The 18,370-nt window shown below is 63.3% G+C and carries 12 protein-coding genes and 1 pseudogene; 6 read left to right on the forward strand and 7 right to left on the reverse strand.

Features of this window, described 5'->3' with window-relative positions:
• Positions 1 to 20 precede the first annotated feature (20 nt).
• Positions 21 to 962 (reverse strand): Bug family tripartite tricarboxylate transporter substrate binding protein, encoded by a 942-nt coding sequence (locus IOD17_RS15570; RefSeq protein ID WP_233685967.1) that lies wholly within the window; start codon positions 960 to 962, stop codon positions 21 to 23.
• A 301-nt stretch (positions 963 to 1,263) separates the two neighbouring features.
• On the opposite strand from IOD17_RS15570, the gene IOD17_RS15575 reads away from it, so the two are divergent.
• A complete protein-coding gene (locus tag IOD17_RS15575) occupies positions 1,264 to 2,385 on the forward strand; it encodes a sensor domain-containing diguanylate cyclase (RefSeq protein ID WP_233685968.1) in 1,122 nt (373 codons plus the stop codon).
• Positions 2,386 to 2,433: 48 nt separating this feature from the next.
• Here the strand turns inward: IOD17_RS15575 and IOD17_RS19545 are convergent, their stop codons facing one another.
• From IOD17_RS19545 to pbpC, 4 genes and pseudogenes are all read right to left on the reverse strand, one after another.
• Positions 2,434 to 3,171 (reverse strand): methyl-accepting chemotaxis protein, encoded by a 738-nt coding sequence (locus IOD17_RS19545; RefSeq protein ID WP_418904279.1) that lies wholly within the window; start codon positions 3,169 to 3,171, stop codon positions 2,434 to 2,436.
• Positions 3,172 to 3,303: 132 nt separating this feature from the next.
• Positions 3,304 to 4,365: pseudogene (locus tag IOD17_RS19550) on the reverse strand (cache domain-containing protein); the annotation flags it as partial.
• Between the two features lie 132 nt (positions 4,366 to 4,497).
• Positions 4,498 to 5,526 (reverse strand): substrate-binding domain-containing protein, encoded by a 1,029-nt coding sequence (locus IOD17_RS15585; RefSeq protein ID WP_233685970.1) that lies wholly within the window; start codon positions 5,524 to 5,526, stop codon positions 4,498 to 4,500.
• Between the two features lie 90 nt (positions 5,527 to 5,616).
• Positions 5,617 to 7,998 carry a peptidoglycan glycosyltransferase PbpC gene (pbpC, locus tag IOD17_RS15590; RefSeq protein ID WP_233685971.1) on the reverse strand — a complete coding sequence of 794 codons (2,382 nt, stop codon included), beginning with the start codon at positions 7,996 to 7,998 and terminating at the stop codon, positions 5,617 to 5,619.
• A gap of 126 nt (positions 7,999 to 8,124) precedes the next feature.
• Between pbpC and IOD17_RS15595 the strand changes: the two genes are divergently transcribed.
• Positions 8,125 to 8,418 carry a hypothetical protein gene (locus tag IOD17_RS15595; RefSeq protein ID WP_233685972.1) on the forward strand — a complete coding sequence of 98 codons (294 nt, stop codon included), beginning with the start codon at positions 8,125 to 8,127 and terminating at the stop codon, positions 8,416 to 8,418.
• A gap of 42 nt (positions 8,419 to 8,460) precedes the next feature.
• Here the strand turns inward: IOD17_RS15595 and IOD17_RS15600 are convergent, their stop codons facing one another.
• On the reverse strand, positions 8,461 to 13,383 hold the full coding sequence (locus IOD17_RS15600) for an alpha-2-macroglobulin family protein (protein ID WP_233685973.1): 4,923 nt from the start codon (positions 13,381 to 13,383) through the stop codon (positions 8,461 to 8,463).
• 190 nt (positions 13,384 to 13,573) lie between these two features.
• On the opposite strand from IOD17_RS15600, the gene IOD17_RS15605 reads away from it, so the two are divergent.
• From IOD17_RS15605 to IOD17_RS15615, 3 genes are read left to right on the forward strand one after another with little or no spacing between them, the layout of a single operon-like run.
• Positions 13,574 to 14,944, forward strand: a complete 1,371-nt coding sequence (locus tag IOD17_RS15605) for an MATE family efflux transporter (RefSeq protein ID WP_233686031.1) — start codon at positions 13,574 to 13,576, stop codon at positions 14,942 to 14,944.
• On the forward strand, positions 14,931 to 15,959 hold the full coding sequence (locus IOD17_RS15610; protein ID WP_233685974.1) for a sensor domain-containing diguanylate cyclase: 1,029 nt from the start codon (positions 14,931 to 14,933) through the stop codon (positions 15,957 to 15,959). The genes IOD17_RS15605 and IOD17_RS15610 overlap by 14 nt, the downstream gene beginning before the upstream one ends.
• A gap of 19 nt (positions 15,960 to 15,978) precedes the next feature.
• Positions 15,979 to 16,425 carry a DUF2214 family protein gene (locus IOD17_RS15615; RefSeq protein WP_233685975.1) on the forward strand — a complete coding sequence of 149 codons (447 nt, stop codon included), beginning with the start codon at positions 15,979 to 15,981 and terminating at the stop codon, positions 16,423 to 16,425.
• Here IOD17_RS15615 and IOD17_RS15620 read toward each other — a convergent pair.
• Entirely contained in the window at positions 16,416 to 17,027 is a 612-nt protein-coding gene (locus tag IOD17_RS15620) for a TetR/AcrR family transcriptional regulator (protein WP_233685976.1), read from the reverse strand. The genes IOD17_RS15615 and IOD17_RS15620 overlap by 10 nt on opposite strands.
• A 91-nt stretch (positions 17,028 to 17,118) precedes the next feature.
• On the opposite strand from IOD17_RS15620, the gene IOD17_RS15625 reads away from it, so the two are divergent.
• Positions 17,119 to 18,345: an oxygenase MpaB family protein gene (locus IOD17_RS15625; RefSeq protein ID WP_233685977.1), complete on the forward strand. Its 1,227-nt coding sequence runs from the start codon at positions 17,119 to 17,121 to the stop codon at positions 18,343 to 18,345.
• Positions 18,346 to 18,370: the final 25 nt, after the last annotated feature.

Consider the following 18,370-nt stretch of genomic DNA (forward strand, 5'->3'; position numbering starts at 1 on the left):
AACCGGGTGATATCCCGCCCCTACTGCAAGCCAATCTCATCAATCAGTGTTCGGTACTCGTGCATCTGCCGCAGCAGCATCGGCTTGATCTCGTCGCCGCGCATGAATATCACCGGCTGGCGAATGCGCTGCTCGGTCACTTCGATAAACCGGGGATCCTTTACCGCCACTGCCAAAGCGTTGGCCAGCACCTCGACCTGCTCGACCGGGGTGTTGGCCGGCACCATGACAATACGCATGGTATGCAGTCCGAGCTTATAACCCAGCTCGCGCAAGGTCGGCGCTTCGGGGTAACCGAGCAGGCGCTCGTCGGCCAGGCTGACCAGCACGCGCATCTCACCAGATTCGGTATAGCCGGTGTGCGTGCCGCCGCTGTAGGCAAACACCGCATCGCCGGAGATCACCAGCGGCGCCATTCCCGCACCACCGGAAGTGGGCACGGTGCGCAGACTCAAGCCTTCGCGCTTGGCAATCGCCCGCAGAATCAGGCGATCCTCCGCCGCCTGACTGACATACACCTGCCCCGGATTGGCGCGCAGGTAGGTCAGCAGCGCTGACCAGTCACTGATGCCACGCGTAGCGCCGGTGACAAAGGCAGGCTGCTCCAGAGACAAACCGGCAACGTAGGTGAAGTTGTCGACCCCATAGGATGCCGGCGACAGCAGCGGCGCAATGCTCACCACCGACGAGCCGCCAAACTGGAACACATAGCCCTGCTCAAGGCTGCTGGCCAGCATCGCCGCCGAGGCTGCACCGCCAGCACCTGGAAGGTTGTTGACGATAACCGGCTGGCCCAGCTGCTCTTCCAGTATCTGCGCCAGAACCCGACCTTGCAGGTCAGTGCTGCCGCCTGCGGCATAGCCGATGATCATGGTCAGCGGTCGCTCAGGAAAGCTGGCCGCTATCCCCATCTGCGCCACCAACAGCAGCCCCAGCAGCCACGTACTTCGCACTCGCAACATGCTCACCTCGCCTGCCCCAGGCCGCCCGGCCGAAACAAAACAGCGCAGTTCACTGACCACCAGCCCTCTTACGGAGCGGCAGCTAGAACCACAGCCTTATCCTTTGGTTTTAGTCCAGTCTCGCCGAGGCCACCAGAAAACCGCTGCATGGCGGAGCAAACCCCGCAATGGCTGCGGTTTTCGCCTCAGACTCAAGCAAGTTGGATGCCGAATTGCCGAGTTGATGAAAGCTGGCGATGTGACAGCTTTTTCACTTTGGACGGGTTATGCTGCCAGAAAGCCGTATTTGTGATCACAGACCATGACTGAAGCCCAGCTCCCCCGCCAGCCCAAGGCCTTCGTACTGTGGCGTGAAGCCCAAGACACTCGCATCCGCTCGCCGCTGGGAGGTATCTATTACCTGCTGGCCTGGGCGCTCACCTGGATTTTCAGCAATGAACCAGGCGCCCTGATCATTCCGGGGCTCGTCGGCATCAGCATCTTCGCCCTGCTACTGGCGCTGCGCCTACTGCACCGCCTGCCACAGGAGCAGAGCGATGCCAGCCTCAAGCGTTGGCTCAACCTGCATTGGGGATTGATTCTGCTCACCGCGCTAAGCTGGGGCCTGGCCCACGCGCTGGCACACAAGAACGCCCTGTTCAGTGACTCGGCGATCATCGCCACCCTCAGCACTATCGCCTTCAGTACCGCGCTGGCCTTCAACTTCACCATGCGCAAGAAGCTCGCAATCCTCGCCCTGCTACTGATCTACCTGCCGGGCCTGATCAGCCTGGCCGTGGACTGGCGCGATCAGTACGCCATTCTGATCACCTTGAGCTTCTACCTCAGCTACCTGCTGCTGGCGCTCAACCGCAGCAACCGCGAATACCACAACACCCTGGCCCTGGAACTGCAGTTGCTTGAGCAGCAGGAAAAACTGGAGCGGCTCAGCCGCACCGACAGCCTGACTCAGCTGGGCAACCGCTATCAGTTCAACAACCTGTTCCCGGTGATGGTGGCCAACGCCCAGCGGCAGAGCCAGCCGCTATCCCTGGTGCTGCTGGACATCGATTTCTTCAAGCGGATCAACGACGAATACGGCCACAGCTGTGGCGACAGCTGTCTGAGTGCCTTTGCCGATCGGATGCGGCAGAACTTTCGCCGCGAGAGTGACGCCCTGCTGCGCCTGGGCGGCGAAGAGTTCGGCATCCTGATGCCCAACACCCCGCTGGAACAGGCCCGCCAGCTGGCCGAGCAGTTCCGTCAAGAGCTGGAGCGCGAAGGCTTCAATGTTCCCGGAGCCCAGCTGCCACTGACGGCGAGCCTGGGCGTCGGCTGTTACGACATGCTGCGCGACGGCAGTGCCGAAGCCTTCTTCAAGCGGGTTGATGACGCCCTCTACCAGGCCAAGAGCGCCGGACGTAACCGTATCGAACTGGCCTGACATAGGCGGCAGCCAGGCTGCCACCACACCAAGACCTGTTCCCTGAGCCTAGAGGCGGAAGTTACCCATCTGCTTGGCCAGGTCATCCGCCAGCCCACGCAGGGTCTGGCAATCTTCCTTGCACACCTGTACCTCACCGGCTGTGGCATGGGCCAGGTCGGCAATGCCCTGTACGTTGCGGTTGATTTCCTCAGTCACCGATGACTGTTCCTCGGTGGCGGTGGCCACCTGGGTATTCATATCGCTGATGCGTTCAATCTGCTCGGTGATCGCACTCAGCGACTGCCCGGTACGCTGACTGGCTTCTACCCCAGTACCGGTCGCCCGCTGGCCGGCATGCATGGAGCTTACGGCGGTTTCCGCACCCTGTTTCAGGCGCTGGATCATCTGCTGAATTTCATCGGTCGAGCTCTGCGTGCGGCTGGCCAGGGTGCGTACCTCGTCGGCCACCACAGCAAAACCGCGCCCCATCTCCCCAGCCCGCGCCGCTTCGATGGCGGCGTTGAGCGCCAGCAGGTTGGTCTGCTCGGAAATCCCGCGAATCACCGCCAGTACCTGATCAATCGAAGCCACCTGCTCGGCCAGCTCACTGACTGCGGCGGCGGCATTGCCAATATCAGTGGACATGCTCTCGATATGCCCGATGGATTGGCGCACTTCATTACGCGCGCCCTGCGCCTCGTCCCGCGCGCTTTGCGATGACTGCGCCGCACTGCTGGCATTACGCGCAATTTCCTGCACGGTGAGGCCCATCTCGTGCACGGCTGTGGCGACCATGTCGGTCATTTCCTGCTGCTGGCTGGAGCGCCCGGCGGTGTTGTCGACCACCTGCGCCACTTGGCTGACCGAGGCGCGCAAACGCTCGCTGGTCGCCAACACATCACTGATCAGGCTACGCTGACCGCCGATAAAGCGGTTGAAACCACGGGCCAGATCGCCCAATTCGTCCTCGCGCGACTCATCCAGGCGACGGGTCAGGTCGCCGCCACCGCCGCCAATTTCCACCAGTGCAGCTGTCACCTGACGGATCGGTCGCACCAGACTACGTGCCAGAACCACCACCAGCCCGAGGAACAGCAACGCCACACCAATGCCGATGGCGCTGGTCATAAACAGCGCCTGACGCGCTTCAGCGTAGATTTCCGCTTCCGGCACCTCGCTGACCAGCAGCCAGTCCAGACTGCCGAGCTTCTGCGCCACGGCCAGGTATGCCTCGCCGTCACGCTCGAAGCGCACCGCCTTGCCGCCGCTGCTGAGCAACTGGTCAGCCGGGCCTTGGCCAAACAGCTCGGCCAGACGGCCACTGCCGCTCAGCTCGGCCTGCGGGTGCACCTTGATATCGCCCTGGGCATCGATCAGGAACACCTGGCCGCGCTCGCCAAAGCGAAAATCACGAATCATTTCCGACATGGCCTTGAGGCTGTAACCCAGACCGGACACACCCAGCGTCTTGCTGCCCTGCTTGATGCGCTGGTTGATAAACAGGGTGGGCAGGCGCGTGCCCTTGTCGATGTCGATTTCCAGCACCTGATCGCGGCTGCTGTCGACCAGTTTGTAGAACCACTGGTTCTCCGGCTGATCACGGCTGATGACCCGCGCCAGGCCGGTGCCGGTGAAATAGTTGCCGCTTTCCAGTACGGCAATCGAGGTGGTCATGGCGTTCTGCTGCACGCGTACACCATCCAGATAACGTGCCACGGCATCACGCAGGCCCTCATCTTCACCTGCGGCCAGCCAATCCTGAATGAACGCGTTGCTGGCAATCCCGGCGTTGGCCGTAATCGGCGCGGTGAGCACCCGCTCCAGATCATTGCGAATCGCCAGCACCCGAGCCGGCAGTGCTTCTTCGACCAGAAAGCGCTCACTCAGGCGATTGACCACCGCCGAATAGACGCCGACCACAATCAGAATGCTGGCAAGCAGGGCAGCGCCCATGCTGAGAATCAGCTGCCACTGAATGCTGCGTTTCCACACGCTCATGGAGGGTTACCTTATGTTTATTATTGGAAAGGGCAGATTGAATACAATCATGTACACAAACTCAACAATCTACCGACGTATAACAGCTATCGGCCAGCCCCTATGCCGACTTTAACCCGCCCGCAGCGCCTCTCACTGCAGCTGCCGCCACAAGCGCAGATAGGCCTCTTCGTGGCTGAAATCCAGTTCGATACTCAGGTCATCGCTCTCCTGCAACACACTGGGGATGATCAGCAGCGGCGCGGAAACAAACTGGCTCGGGGGCGTACCGGCAAATGCCCGGTTCAGCTCGTCAACCAGCTGCCAGCCCTGCACGCTCAAGGGCTCGGCCACCGTCGCTACTTGTTGCGACAGGCCGGAATGAATACGCCCCAGAGCCTTGGCTGAACCATCACCCGCAGAAATATTGCGCAGGCCCTTACGCCCCAAGGCGTTGAGCGGCACGTTGATATGGTCGAAGTACACATCGTTGATCGCCAACGTGTGGCTCCATTGATTGCCGAAGCGCCGATGCAGCGTACGCACCCGCTCATCCATGCCCTTGCTCACGGCAGAAATCGGCAAATCCTCAATGCTCAGCAGGCGGCATTGCTCACATTGCGCCAGGCGTTCGGCCATCCGTTCGGTCTTGGCCGTGGCGATGGCGAACTGGCTGTCGGTAAAAATCACCACACCAATCGGGCCATCACGCATCGCGTACTCCACCGCCAGATCGGCCACCTGCTGCGGGTCACTGGTGATGTTGCTGTACAGCGCCTCGGTCGGCCCTGGCCGATCTCCGGCATGCCAGCCGACCAGGGGAATGTCCTGGCGTTTGAAGTCATCGATCAACGCGCCGAGGGTCTGCGGGTCAAAGCCGCCGAGCACTACCCCCTGCGGGGAGCGCTCCAGCACCTGCGCCGCTACGCGCCGGATCTCTGCCGGGTCGCCTCGACCATCCACCGCGTGCACCTGCCAGCCAAGCAGCTTGGCCGCCCGCTCGAAGCTGCGATACACGCCGACCACACCACCGTTGCGAAAATCTGCCGCAATAAAGCTGACCTGCATACCGCTGCGCGCCGGCGGCCCGTCACGTGGTCCGGACCACTGCGCCGCCGCCAGCCAGGCGCTGAACAGCAATCCGCACAGCCAGAACGCACTTGCCTTGTAGCTCATCGACATGGCTTTTCCCTGCGCTGCTGCCCGGCACCTTGCCGAGCACCTGTTGCTAGCAGCGTAGCCCGTCCATTGACGGACAGCGGGCAAACGACCTCAATCGGACAGGCTGAAACTCAATTTGGCGGTCTGGCCGCTCTCGTCGAGCACACTGAGCTGGTAGCGCCCGGCGCGCGCAAAGCTCTGGCTCAGCACAGCTTCGGCCGTAGTTTCCGCCACTGGTTGGCCGTCTACGAACCACCAGCGCCGACCACTGCCACCCAGCGCAGACAGCAGTAACCGCAACGGCTCGGCGCTGCCGACGGGGCGGCGCAAACGATCGCCCTCGCGCACCCCGACAATCGACAACGGCGCACTGGCGACAACCTGTTGCGGCGGGCATTGCCGGTCCACCGCCGGCAGGCGTGCACTGCGCCGCTCGCGGCGTGGCAGCCAGGGCTCCAACGGTGCCGGCCACAGCGCCAGATGCTGCGCGCGAGCCCCCGGGCAACTGGCGTCCACACGCAGGCCCAGGGCATTGACCCAGAAGGTTTCCTGCAAGCCCAGGCCCAGCGGCTGATCCCGCGCCTGCAAGGTCGGCGGCGTAGTCCCCTCCAGGGTCCAGGCAAAGCGCTGACGCCGGCAGTTGGGGTCGTGGCTGTCGAGCGGTTGACCCAGCGGCCAACAGATGGCGGCCACACCGACCGAGGCCGGCTGCGGGTCTATCGGCAAGGCAATGCCGCGCTGGCTGTCGCGGTTGACCAGCAGATCATGCACTTGCAGCAGCAGTGGCGCGGCCGACGCCAGGCCAAACTGCCCGGACACCGGGGTGCCGTCAGGGCGGCCGATCCAGATGCCGATCAGGTAACGCGGCGCCACGCCAATCGCCCAGGCATCACGAAAGCCATAGCTGGTGCCGGTCTTCCAGGCCAGGCTCGGACGCTGCACCAGTTGCGCACGCGGATCACGGTCCGGGCGCGCCTGTCCACTGAGAATACGCCGCACGATCCACGCCGAGCCTGCCGACAGCAAACGCCGCTCATGCAGCCCATCCTGCGGCTGAAAACGCAGCCGTGCGGCCATGCCGCTGCGGGCAAAGGCACTGTAACCGCTGACCAGTTCCTCCAGCCGGCTGCCGGCGCCGCCGAGAATCAACGCCAGATTAGGTTCGGCCAGCGGTGGCAGCAGCAAGGGCACGCCGGCGCTGCGCAGCTCACCGGCAAAACGCTTCGGCCCGTAGGCTTCCAGCAGTTGCACGGCGGGTAGATTGAGCGAGGTGGCCAGCGCCTCACTGGCCGACACCGCGCCGCTGAAGCCAGCCGCAAAGTTGCCCGGCCGGTAATCGCCATAACGGCGTGGTACATCCTGCAGCAGCGATTCGGAATGGATCAGCCCTTCATCCAACGCCATACCGTAGAGAAAAGGCTTCAACGTCGAACCCGGCGAGCGCACGGCGTTGATCATGTCGACATGGCCGAAGCGCTTGGCATCGCTGATATCCACTGAGCCCAGGTAGGCGCGCACCGCCATGCTGGGTTGCTCGACCACCAGAATCGCCGCCGAAGTGCGCTCTGGCAGCCGCGCCCGCCAGCCCAGCAGCAGGTCTTCCAGACGGCGCTGCAAGGCGGCATCGATCGTCGTGCGAATCAATGGTGGGCTGCCCGCCGCATTCAGCCGCCGTGCCAGCAATGGGGCCAGCCGCGGTTCCTGACGCGGCGCCAACAGCACCGGTTCTTCCAGCGCATCGTTGATCGCCGATTGCGGCCATATCTGGAAGCTGGCCAGGCGCTTGAGCACTTTGTCGCGCGCCGCCTGCGCCCGCTCGGGATGACGATCCGGGCGCAAACGGCTGGGTGCCTGCGGCAGCACCGCAAGCAATGCCGCTTCGGCGCGGGTCAGTTGACTCGGTGATTTACCCAGGTAGGCCCAGCTGGCGGCCGCCACCCCTTGCAGCGTGCCGCCAAACGGCGCGCGATTGAGGTAGAGGGTGAGGATTTCATCCTTGGACAGGTGCCACTCCAGCTGCAGCGCGCGCCACAACTGCTTGAGCTTGCCGCTGTAACTGCGTGCATGCGGGTCGAGCAGGCGCGCCACCTGCATCGACAGGGTGCTGCCGCCCGAAAGCACGCGCCCGCCACTGAGGTTCTGCCAGGCCGCGCGGCCCAGCGCCAGCGGGTTGACCCCGGGGTGCTGATAGAACCAGCGATCCTCGTAGGTCAGCAGCGCCTCCAGGTAATAGGGCGACACCTCACCGGGGCTGACCGGGTAACGCCATACGCCATCCTGGTCGGCGAAGCGCCACAACGGCGCACCGTCCTCGGCCAGCACCACGCGGGCCAGGTCATCCCCCGGCAGCGGCAACGGAAACAGGCGGTCGGCCGCCAGCAGTGCCAGCAGCAAAGCCAACGGCAGCGCCAGCCAGGGCCGCCGCAACAGCGCCCAGAGGTGCTGACGGCAGATCACAACAAGCCGCTGGTAAAACAGGTTAACGCGGGTCATGCGCGGAGCCATTCCTTGTATCGCGATGCTGTACTGACAAACGGCCAGCAGCGCTGCCATTCTGCCAAATCACTGGCACACTGGCGCGCAGCAGCAATCCATGCAGCGTTGAGTGGAACGAGAACTATGGGTGTAGAAGGCTTTTTTGAATCCCTGGGCGAAGCGGTTGGCTCGGTGATCCGCTTTATCGTCGAAGGTTTGAGCGGCTTTTTCGGCCTACTCGGTGGTGCGGTCAGCAGCTTTATCACGGGCATGTCCAAGGCCTTGGGGGTGACGCCATCATTGCTCAGCATCGTCGTGCTGGTGGCCGGCCTCTGGCTGCTGTACCTGGCGGTGCGCGCCTTTATCCGCCGTTCGATCATTGCCGGGGTGATCTGGCTGGTGCTGGGGTTATGGTTGCTAGGCGGCCTGATCGGTTAAGCCAAACAACAAGGCCCGCCAATCTGGCGGGCCTTGTGCGTTCTAACGCTCCTTAACGATCAAACGCCCCGGCGTGGTGCCCAATGCCTGCCAGTTCGGCCGGTACATCGACTCCACTTGCGGTGGCGGCACGCGGTAGCTGCCGGGGGTGACGGCGCGGGCCAGGTACAGCAAGTGAGTGGTGTCGTAGCCGTTGACGTCCAGCGCTGCAACGTAGCGATCACCACGGAACTCCTGGTGCTTGATCGCCGCGTTCTGCATCGACTCACGCCACTCTTTCACCGCACTGCTGGCGTCATCCAGGCTGGCCGAGCTTTGTGCCAGGTTCTGGTTTTCCAGCTCCAGGCCTGCCGGCAGCAGGTCGACCACCAGGGCGTCCGGTACGCGCTGCTTGGCGGATACGGCCAGGTGCACCAGCACCAGCTCGCCACTTTGCAGGTTGCTCAGGTCCAGCGGCTGGCCATTCATGCCCAGGTATTCGCGGTAGATGCTGAGGTTCTCGCCGCCGGCGGCGGGGGCCTGGCTGGGGTAGCCGGACAGGGTGAGCTGCTGGTACAGCGGCGTGTCGCCCGGTTTGCTGACTGAATTGCGAATGCTCAGCGGCGCCGCCAGGTCGCTGCCATCGAGTTTGAGCCCCGGTTGGGCATTGCTCAGGTCGAAGGCCAGGCTGCCGCTTTGCAGGGCGGCACTCCAGTTTGGCTCCGGCTTGCTCAGCAGGTTGCGCCCGGCCAGGTAAAGCGAGTTGCGCTCCTGGGTCGACAGCCACTGCTGCCCGGCCACTTCGTCAGCCAGGTTGAACAGCCGCTCTTCGCGGCGGTTGCCGGCCAGGTCGTGCTCTTCGAGCAGCGCCAGAATCAGCGCCTGGTCGCGCAGCGGGCTGCCGTAGTCAGCCAGCCAGGTGTTGCTGTCACGGCCACGGGCCAGGCCGGCGGTCAGCAGTTCGTCGGCACGCGGCTGGTCGCCCATTTTCTGCAGGGCCACGGCCAGGTGCACCAGCGGCAAGCCGGAACGGGCATCGCTGCGCCGCTCGTACAGGCTGCGCAGCGCACCCAGTGGCGCCTGTTGGCTGCGCGCCAGCACGTAACCGGCGTAGGCCTGCACGGCAAAGCGGCTGTGCTCGGCATTGTCGCTGTAGTTGACCTCAATCAGCTGGCGCTCCTGCAGGTAGCGCAGCAGGCGCTCGTTGGCTTTTTTCAGCGCCTCTTCCGGCACGCCGAAACCTTGCTCACGGGCGCGCAGGAGGAAGTCGCTGACATAAGCGGTCAGCCAGTATTCCTCGTCGCTGTCCGCGCCCCACAGACCGAAGCTGCCGTTGTAGCGCTGCATGCTCAGCAGGCGTTCGATGCCCAGCTCGATGGAGCGTTTGCGCTGCTCATCCAGCTCGGCTGCCACGCCCAGACGTTTCAGTGTGGCGGCATCGGCATACAGCGACGGGTACAGACCACTGGTGGTCTGCTCCAGGCAGCCGTATGGATAGGCTTTAAGCGCGCGAATCTGCTCGCCCAGGTTGAGCGGCGGACGGCTGGATATCGCCAGCCGCGCTTCCAGCCCTGCCGTTTCGAAGGCACTCAGGGCATTGGCCGGCAGCAGCCAGGGTTCATCTTTGAGCACGGCGCGGAAGTGTTGCAGCTGCGCCGGATAGGCCGGGCGAATGCCCAGCGTCCACTCACGGCTGAACGGCGGCAGGTCTTCACCGGGCAGGGCCAGGCCGTTGACGCTGACCTTGAAGCGTCCCTGGCCGTAACCACCCAAGGCACTAACCGGGATGCGCAGGATGGTGCGCTGACCGTCGGCCAGGGTGATCGGCGCCACCGCTGCGCCGGGGTTCTGCGCCAGGCGCAGTTGACCTTCGGCACTCAGTTGTACATCGAGTTTCTGCTCGCGCCCGGAGAGGTTGCTCAGGTCCAGGGCCAGGGTGGTTTCATCACCACCGGCGAGGAAGCGCGGCGCCGACAGCTCGGCAATCAGTGGTGCAGCGACCACCGTCTTGCCTTCGCCCATGCCGTAGTGCTCGTCGGTCCAGGCTTGCGCCATCAGGCGCAGTTCACCGTTGAAGTCAGGGATCGCCAGGCTGACTTCGCCTTCACCCTGCTCGTTCAGTTTCAGCGGCTCACTCTGTAGGGCGACGATCAGCACACTGGTGTCCGGACGCTTGCCGCCACCGGCCAGCGCCGCGTCACCACCGAAGGCCAGTTTGGCCACTCGGCCCTGGCCGGCTTCGATCAACTGGCCGTAGATATCCAGATGATCCGCGCCATAAGCCTTGCGGCCGAAGAAGTCGGCGAATGGATCCGGCGTGGCGTAGCCGGTGATATTGAGGATGCCGACATCCACCGCCGCCACCAGCACCTGCGCCTGTTTCGGAATGCTGCCGTCAGCATTGCGCGCCTGTACCTTGACCTTGAGCGGCTGGTTGGGGCGCATTTTTTCTGCAGCGGTGAGGGTCAGCGCCAGTTTGCGCGGCGCACGTTCCAGCGGCAGATGCAGCAGGCCGACCGCACGTTTAGGCGTGGCATTGCTCTTGCGCTCGCCGGGACGAATCACCAGGGCGCTGACATACAGGTCATGGCGTGCCCAGTCCTTGGCAATCGGGATGTCGAAGGTCTTGCCCTCGGCCGGCACGTCGACCTCTTGCCACCATAGCGGGCCTTCGCTGGACTCCACCATCAGGTAGCCCTTGCCCGCGGAAGGCGGGGTGACAGTAACCTGGGCGGTGTCGCCATCGACATACGCCGGTTTATCCAGCGCCAGCTTGACCTGATCCGGACGCACTGCGCCGCCGTCGGCGTTGTCCTGCCAGCGGTAGCCGGCCCAGAAGCGCAGGCTGCTGAGCAGGCCGGTCTGGCCGTCGATCACCTCGATGCGATACGGGCCCCACTCCACCGGGAAGCTGATCTTGGCGGTGCCACCGGCAGCGACCTTGAGGGTTTCTTCGTTAAGGGTGAGGAATTTCTCGGTGTAGTTATGGCTCCAGCCATCGCTCTCGGAGAAGTTCCAGAAATAGTCGCGGCGCTCACGAATCAGGCGCACGCTGAGCTGATCGGCCGCCAGCTTGTTGCCCTCGGCATCGGCCACCAGCACTTCAAACTCGGCCAGGCTGTCGGCGTCCACTTCTTCGCCATCGAACAGCCCGCGCACACCGGGTAGACGCTCGGCCGGCCACACCGGCTGGACAATTCGTCGGGTAATCGCGCGGCCGCCGGACTCCTGCAGGCTGGCTTGCAGGATCAGACGCAGCGGCGACTTGGTATCGCTCCAGCGGCTTTCGATATCCAGGCTGGCCTTGCCCTGTTCGTCGAGGCTGGTTTCATCCAGTTCGATGTCCTCACTCAGCTCTTCTTCAGTAACCGAACCGAACTGATAGCCCGGCAAACTCGCCACTGCCTCACGCAGCGGACGCACATAAAGCTGGCCACTGAGACGATTACCGGCAGCAGGGGCGCCATACAGGTAGCGCCCCGTCACGTCGAACTGAGCGTTCTCGCTCGGGCTGTAAGGTACCTCGCTGCCCTTGAGTTCCAGGGCCATACGTTCCGGCAGGAAGTCTTCCACGGAGAACTCGTACAACTGCTGACGGCCATCACCGAGATCGAACAGCAGTTGCCAGCGGCCGGTCGGCGCTTCATCAGCCAGTTGCAGTTGGTACTGATACAGGCCGGAATCGTCGGCCTGCCAGACGAACTTGCGGCTGACCTGCTCATCCGGGCGGCGCACTTCCACATTCACCGGCTGGGCTTTTACCGCGCGGCCATCGGCATCGCGCAGCAGTCCATTGAGCAGTACGGTCTCGCCTGGGCGATAGAGGTCACGCGGGCCGAATACGAAGAACTGCAACGGATGGGCAACAGGACCGGCGATATCGAATTCGGCCAGGTCCAGCGCGGCGGTGTTCAGGCGTAACAGGCTGGTCTGTTCACCCTGATGGGCCAACAGCACTTCGGCCTTGGGCGGCAGCGGCAGTTCGCCATGGCCGGCGCTGTCGGTCTTGCCTTCGGCCAGCACCTGGCCTTCTGCGTTGAGGATTTCCAGACGTACATCGCCCAAGGCATCACCACCGGCCAGGGCCTGGGTGAACACATCCATACGGTTCTGGTAACGGTGCACGGACAGGCCGATATCGCTCAGGGTGAACAGCGTGGCCGGTTGCGAGTAGTTGTAGCTGCCCGCTTCACGCATCACCGCCAGGTACACACCGGGCTGCTTGAACGGCTCCAGGCCGGCAATCGGCAGCAGCAGGGTTTCGCGGGTGTTGCGCGCCGGGTTCAGGTCAAAGCGGCCGCCGTAGACCAGCTCGGCCATCGGCAGCAGGCTGCGGGCTTCCCAGTTATCCAGATTGCTCGAACGGCCCCAGCGATTGAGGAAAGCCGGCAGCGATTCGGGTTTGATGCGGAAGAACTCGACATTCACCTTGTCGACATTCAGCGCAATCACCGGCAAGCCTTCGGCCAGGCGAGTCGGCAGCAAGGAGCCACGGCTGGCGAAGCCGACACTGGCTTGCAGGTCGCGGGTTTCCAGGCGGGTCACCTGCTCGGAGGCGAGGCGCTTGCCATTCAGCCCGAGCAGCCCGGCATCCACCGTCAGCACCAATTTGCGCTGCGGTTCCAGGTGACGCAGGCGCACTTCCATCAGGTTGTCGGTCAGCTCCCAGGCGCCATCGACCTTGCCACTTTTGCTGTCGACCAGGTGCAGGCGCTCGGCGAGCTTCTGCTCGGGGTCAAGCGGTACGGAAAAACTGATCGACAGGGTGCTGGCGCCATCCAGTTGAACCTCCGAAACGTCTACCACGGTCAGTTCGCGACCGGCGTAACGTTCGGCCAGCGCCTTGCGGTCAACCGGCGCCTTGGCCGTCTCGCGGGTGCTGGGGGTGGCTTGGGTGGCCGTCACTTCGGCGGGCACCGGGGTGGATGAATCACAGGCGCTGAGCAAGCTCAGGACAAGTGCCAGAAGCAGTCCATTCTTCGGCATTGCGGGGCTCCAACATAGGGTAGATGCAGAGGCCTGACACTATAGTCGAGGCGCTAACCGACCACTAAGCGTGCATCTGCAAAATTGCTCAGCAGCGCACGCCTGTCGATCAGTGTTTAATAACCCGCCTGTGACATGCCTCCGTGCATTTCGTTGCATGTTTGCCCACCGAAGATTGAGAGCACCGTTGATAAACGCCTTACGCGATGCCTGGCAGCATGCGCCGACCCATAAACGGGTCTGGGCGCTGGCTGCGCCGATGATTCTGAGTAACCTCTCGGTGCCCCTGGTGGCGCTGGTCGACAGTGCGGTGATCGGCCATCTACCGCACGCCCATCAATTGGCGGCAGTGGCGGTGGGTGCAAGCCTGTACGGTTTACTGGTCGGCAGTGTGGGTTTTCTGCGCATGGGCACCACGGGATTTACCGCCCAGGCGGCTGGCCGCAGAGACGGCAGCGCGCTGCGCCAAGTATTGCTGCAAGCCTTGTTGTTAGGCGGCGTACTGGCCTTGGCGCTCAGCCTGCTGATGCGCCTGCTCAGCGCACCGATATTGGAGCTGATGCAGCCTTCGACGCAGCTCGACGCTCTGGCCCGCAGTTATCTGCATATTCGGCTATTCGGCCTGCCGGGCGCACTGGCCAGCTATGCCTTGGTCGGCTGGCTACTCGGCACACAAAATGCCCGCGGGCCGTTACTGATCATACTCGGCACCAACCTGCTCAATGTGGTCTTGACCCTGCTGTTTGTCCTCGGACTGGGTTGGGAAGTGGCGGGCGCGGCCTGGGGCTCGGCACTGGCGGAATGGAGCGGGGCACTGCTCGGCCTTTATCTGGCGCGCCAGACAATCAAGCAGCAGGCTGGCCGCATCAATTGGCCCGCACTGCGGTTATGGCGGAACTGGCGACCTTTACTGGCGGTAAATCGCGATATTTTTATTCGCACCATGGCCCTGCAAGCGGCATTTTTCCTCGTCACCGTGCAAGGCACTCGCCTAGGTGATGCCACCGTGGCGGCCAACGCCCTGCTGATCAATGGGCTGATGCTGAGCGCCTTCGCCCTGGACGGGCTGGCCCATGCCGTCGAGGCGCTGGGTGGACATGCGCTGGGCGCCGGGGATCGCCAGGCACTGCGGCGCAGCATGCTGGTGGCGGGGGCCTGGTCACTGTTGGCGAGCCTGGGTTTTGCCCTCTTCTTCTGGCTCGGCGGGCACTGGTTTGTCGGGCTGCAAACCGATATCGCCACGGTGCGTAGCACGGCACTGACCTACTTGCCCTATCTGGCTTTGCTGCCATTGATCGGGGTCTGGAGCTACCTGCTCGACGGCCTGTTTATCGGTGCCACCCGTGCGCGCGAGATGCGTAATGCCATGCTTTGGGCATTATTCCTCAGCCTGCCAGTGGCCTGGTGGCTACAGGCTCTGGGCAACCACGGCCTGTGGCTGGCGCTACTGACCTTTATGGCGCTGCGCGGCCTGTGCCTGGGTGGCTATGCTTACCACCTGACACGTGCCGACCAATGGTTCGCCCCCAACCGATCAGGAGCACCCCATGCTCAGCCCTGAAATGCCCTGCGATGAAGTCCTGCGCCAGCAGATCCTCGATGACAACGAATTGCTCGACACCCCCGCCGACCCCTACCTGGACACCCTGGTACGGGTGGTGCGCGAGGTCTTCGCGGTCAAGACCGTACTGGTCAGCCTGATCGACCATGACCGCCAGTGGTTCAAGTCACGCATCGGCCTGGATATCACCGAAACTCCAAGGACCATTTCCTTCTGCGCCCACGCGATCCTCGGCACCCAGCCGCTGATTGTCGAAGACACCTACAACGACCTGCGCTTTCACGACAATCCGGTGGTGATCAACAACCCGCAGATCCGTTTCTATGCCGGGCAACCGCTGTTCTCCGAAGAGGGTCAGCCGCTCGGCACCCTGTGCCTGATCGATCCAGCACCCCGGCAACTGAGCGACAAGCAGCTGCGCCTGTTTATCGACATGGCCGTGCTGGTGGAGGGCTACCTGAAACTGCGCCATGTCAGCGCCCAGACTGAACAGCTGCGCGCGGCCCTGAGCCGCGAACAGCGCAAGACCATGCTCGACCCACTGACCCAGCTGTGGAACCGCGCTGGCCTCGATCACTTCCTGCCCAGGCACCAGCAGCAGGCCGACGAACTGGGTTTGAGCCTCGGTGTGCTGTTCTGCGACCTCGACTACTTCAAGAAAGTTAACGACAACCACGGCCACGCAGCAGGCGATCAGGTGCTGTGGGAAACTGCGCGGCGCATCAGCGCTGCCGTGCGCCCGCAGGATGTAGTCACCCGCAGTGGCGGCGAGGAGTTCGTGGTGCTGCTGCAGGTGCATGACGAACATGAGCTGCTGCAAATTGCCGAACGGATTCGCAGCACCCTGAGCAAAGAGCCGGTGGAAACCGACAACCAACCCCTGCACCTGACTATCAGCATCGGCGCGGCCCTGCGCAGCGCCGGGGAACCACCCAGCAGCACCATGAAACGCGCCGATCAGGCTCTCTACCAGGCCAAGGGCAATGGCCGTAACCGGGTTGAACTCGCCCACTGACCCGAGAAAGGATGCCCACATGGCTCAAGCACTGGCTGCCTATCTACATTACCTGTCGATTTTCGTACTGTTCGCCCTGCTCAGCGTCGAGCATGTGCAATTCAAACTGCCGCTGGACTTGCGCCGCGCCCGCAGCCTGATCATCACCGACATCGCTTATGGCATCAGTGCCGGGGTGGTGCTGTTTACCGGCCTGGCGCGCGTGCTCTGGTACGGCAAGGGCCTGGACTACTACCTGGGCAACAGCCTGTTTCACGCCAAAGTCGGCCTGTTTATTCTGATCGGACTGATTTCCGTGGTGCCGACCTTTGTCTTCCTCAACTGGCGTAACAGCCTCAAGGCCGGCGAAGTGCCGCAAGTCAGCGCCCGCCAGGCACGCCTGGTGATCATGGTGATTCGCCTGGAACTGTTGCTGCTACTGGCCCTCCCATTACTGGCAGTGCTGATGGCGCGTGGTTATGGCTGACCGCCAACCTGGCGCGGCAAGCAGAATGCCTCGACCATCAGGGCCATGCTCTCGATCACCTCATCACGCGTGAGCAATTGCTGATCCTGGCTGAAGTAACAAGCCGTGGTGTACTGCACCGAGTTGACCAGTACAAATAGCGTGGCCGGCAGGTTATCGATGCGGTACTCATGCGCATGACGCATCAGATAGTGCTGACACACCTCACTCATATCCCGCTCCAGGCTCTGGAACAGCTTGCCTGATTGCAGCCGGTGCCAATTGCGCACCAGCTCGCGCTGCCCCTTGTCCTGCTCCACCTGTTCAAAGACCCCCTGCAAAACCGCCCGCGTGGCCGTTCTGACATCACAGTCGAGCAGTGGCCGCAGCCGCTGGTACACCACCTCCATCAGCTGGCGAGCCTGCTGCTGCATCAAGGCCTCGATCAACGCCTCCTTGTTGGCGAAATACTGATAAAGCGAGCCAATGCTGGCCCCGGCACGCTGGGCAACATGGTTGGTAGTGAGCCCGTCGAGGCCACGCTCCCCCAACTCCTGCGCCGTAGCCTCAAGCAGCGCCGCGACCATCTCACCCGAACGTTTCTGCGTAGGTTGCTTCCTCATACCGGCATCGACCATGCGAGTTGTTTGCGAGTAATTACTCGCAATAGTGTGGCGGCACGACCAACCAACGGCACCCAACCAAGGTATAAACATGCCTGCGCACCCCACCCGTATACCCGGCCGCCATGGCGCCGACATCACACGCGCACGCAGAGCCGCCGCCCCCATCCGACGCTGGATCAAAGGCCCGAGCGAGCCGAGCGCCGATGAGTGGCAGGCTATCGGCGAGTCCTTGCTGCACGGCGACGCGCCAATGGACAGGCTGATCGAGTGGATGCTGGAGAATGGCCTGGCGCGAACCAAGCCACTGTATGACCGCGCCGTGAACGAGGGCATCGCCGCGCTGAATGACCCACCACAGCCGCTGCTGCAGTTCTTCAATCAGGTCGAAGCCACACCGGCCTGGTTCATGCCCAGCCTGGCCGACCAGGGCGCGCGCGCCTGTGGCGTGTCCGGCATGACGGGGATGCGCGTGCTGCGCGACCTGGGCCTGCTCGCCGGCTACCAGGCTTCGGCCATCAATCGAACCCTGGTACTCACCGGCTCACTGGAGAAAAGCGCACAACGGCGCATCGCCGAAACGACCAAGTGGTGGATCGACTGCACCCGGCCTGGCGGCATGCTGCCAGGCGCACCCGGCTACCGCAGCACCCTGCAGGTACGCCTGATCCATGGCTTAATACGCCACCGCGTAGCCGCGATGCAGGACTGGGACGCGAGCTATTACGGCGTGCCGATCAACCAGGGCGACATGCACGTCACATACCTGGCCTTCTCCAGCATTTTCCTGCTTGGCCAACGCCTGCTCGGAGTTCCGCTATCCCTGTCAGAGGGCGCAGCCATCACCCACCTCTGGCGCTACATTGCCTGGCTGATGGGAGTGGAGGCCTGCTGGCTGCACGCCGACGAAAACCAGGCACGTCGTGCGCTGTACCACAACCTCCTGAGCCAACCCTCAGCCGACGAAAGCAGCCGGCAACTGGGTATGGCGCTGATTAACGAACCCCTGCAACGCCACTACAGCAACCTGCCCTGGCTGCGTGGTCACCTCAACAAGGCAATTCACCTGAGTATTGCCCGCAGCTTTATCAACCGCGACGGGCGGCAGGCACTGGGGTTGCCGCGCGGAATACAGCCCTGGTACCCCCTGCTGAGCGCGCCGCTGCGTTTTGCCTGGCATACCGTGCTACGCGGCCTGCCCTGCGGCCGCGAATTTCTGATCCAACGCGGCCTGCGCCAGCAGGAAGCCTATCTGCAAACCCTGTTTGGCAAAAAACACCCGACCCTGACAGATATGGCAGCGCCAACGCAGCCCTGAAGCGTCGCCGACCGCCACGCCCCGG

This window comes from Pseudomonas anguilliseptica (assembly GCF_021375795.1).
GTDB classification, from domain to species: Bacteria; Pseudomonadota; Gammaproteobacteria; order Pseudomonadales; family Pseudomonadaceae; genus Aquipseudomonas; species Aquipseudomonas anguilliseptica_A.

Bases quoted from the DNA above. Each gene is read 5' to 3' on its own strand.
- IOD17_RS15610 (WP_233685974.1), top strand. From the start codon at position 14,931: ATGCTCAGCCCTGAAATGCCCTGCGATGAAGTCCTGCGCCAGCAGATC.
- pbpC (WP_233685971.1), bottom strand. From the start codon at position 7,998: ATGACCCGCGTTAACCTGTTTTACCAGCGGCTTGTTGTGATCTGCCGT.
- IOD17_RS15620 (WP_233685976.1), bottom strand. From the start codon at position 17,027: ATGAGGAAGCAACCTACGCAGAAACGTTCGGGTGAGATGGTCGCGGCG.
- IOD17_RS15575 (WP_233685968.1), top strand. From the start codon at position 1,264: ATGACTGAAGCCCAGCTCCCCCGCCAGCCCAAGGCCTTCGTACTGTGG.
- IOD17_RS19545 (WP_418904279.1), bottom strand. From the start codon at position 3,171: ATGACCGACATGGTCGCCACAGCCGTGCACGAGATGGGCCTCACCGTG.
- IOD17_RS15615 (WP_233685975.1), top strand. From the start codon at position 15,979: ATGGCTCAAGCACTGGCTGCCTATCTACATTACCTGTCGATTTTCGTA.
- IOD17_RS15600 (WP_233685973.1), bottom strand. From the start codon at position 13,383: ATGCCGAAGAATGGACTGCTTCTGGCACTTGTCCTGAGCTTGCTCAGC.
- IOD17_RS15585 (WP_233685970.1), bottom strand. From the start codon at position 5,526: ATGTCGATGAGCTACAAGGCAAGTGCGTTCTGGCTGTGCGGATTGCTG.
- IOD17_RS15595 (WP_233685972.1), top strand. From the start codon at position 8,125: ATGGGTGTAGAAGGCTTTTTTGAATCCCTGGGCGAAGCGGTTGGCTCG.
- IOD17_RS15570 (WP_233685967.1), bottom strand. From the start codon at position 962: ATGTTGCGAGTGCGAAGTACGTGGCTGCTGGGGCTGCTGTTGGTGGCG.
- IOD17_RS15625 (WP_233685977.1), top strand. From the start codon at position 17,119: ATGCCTGCGCACCCCACCCGTATACCCGGCCGCCATGGCGCCGACATC.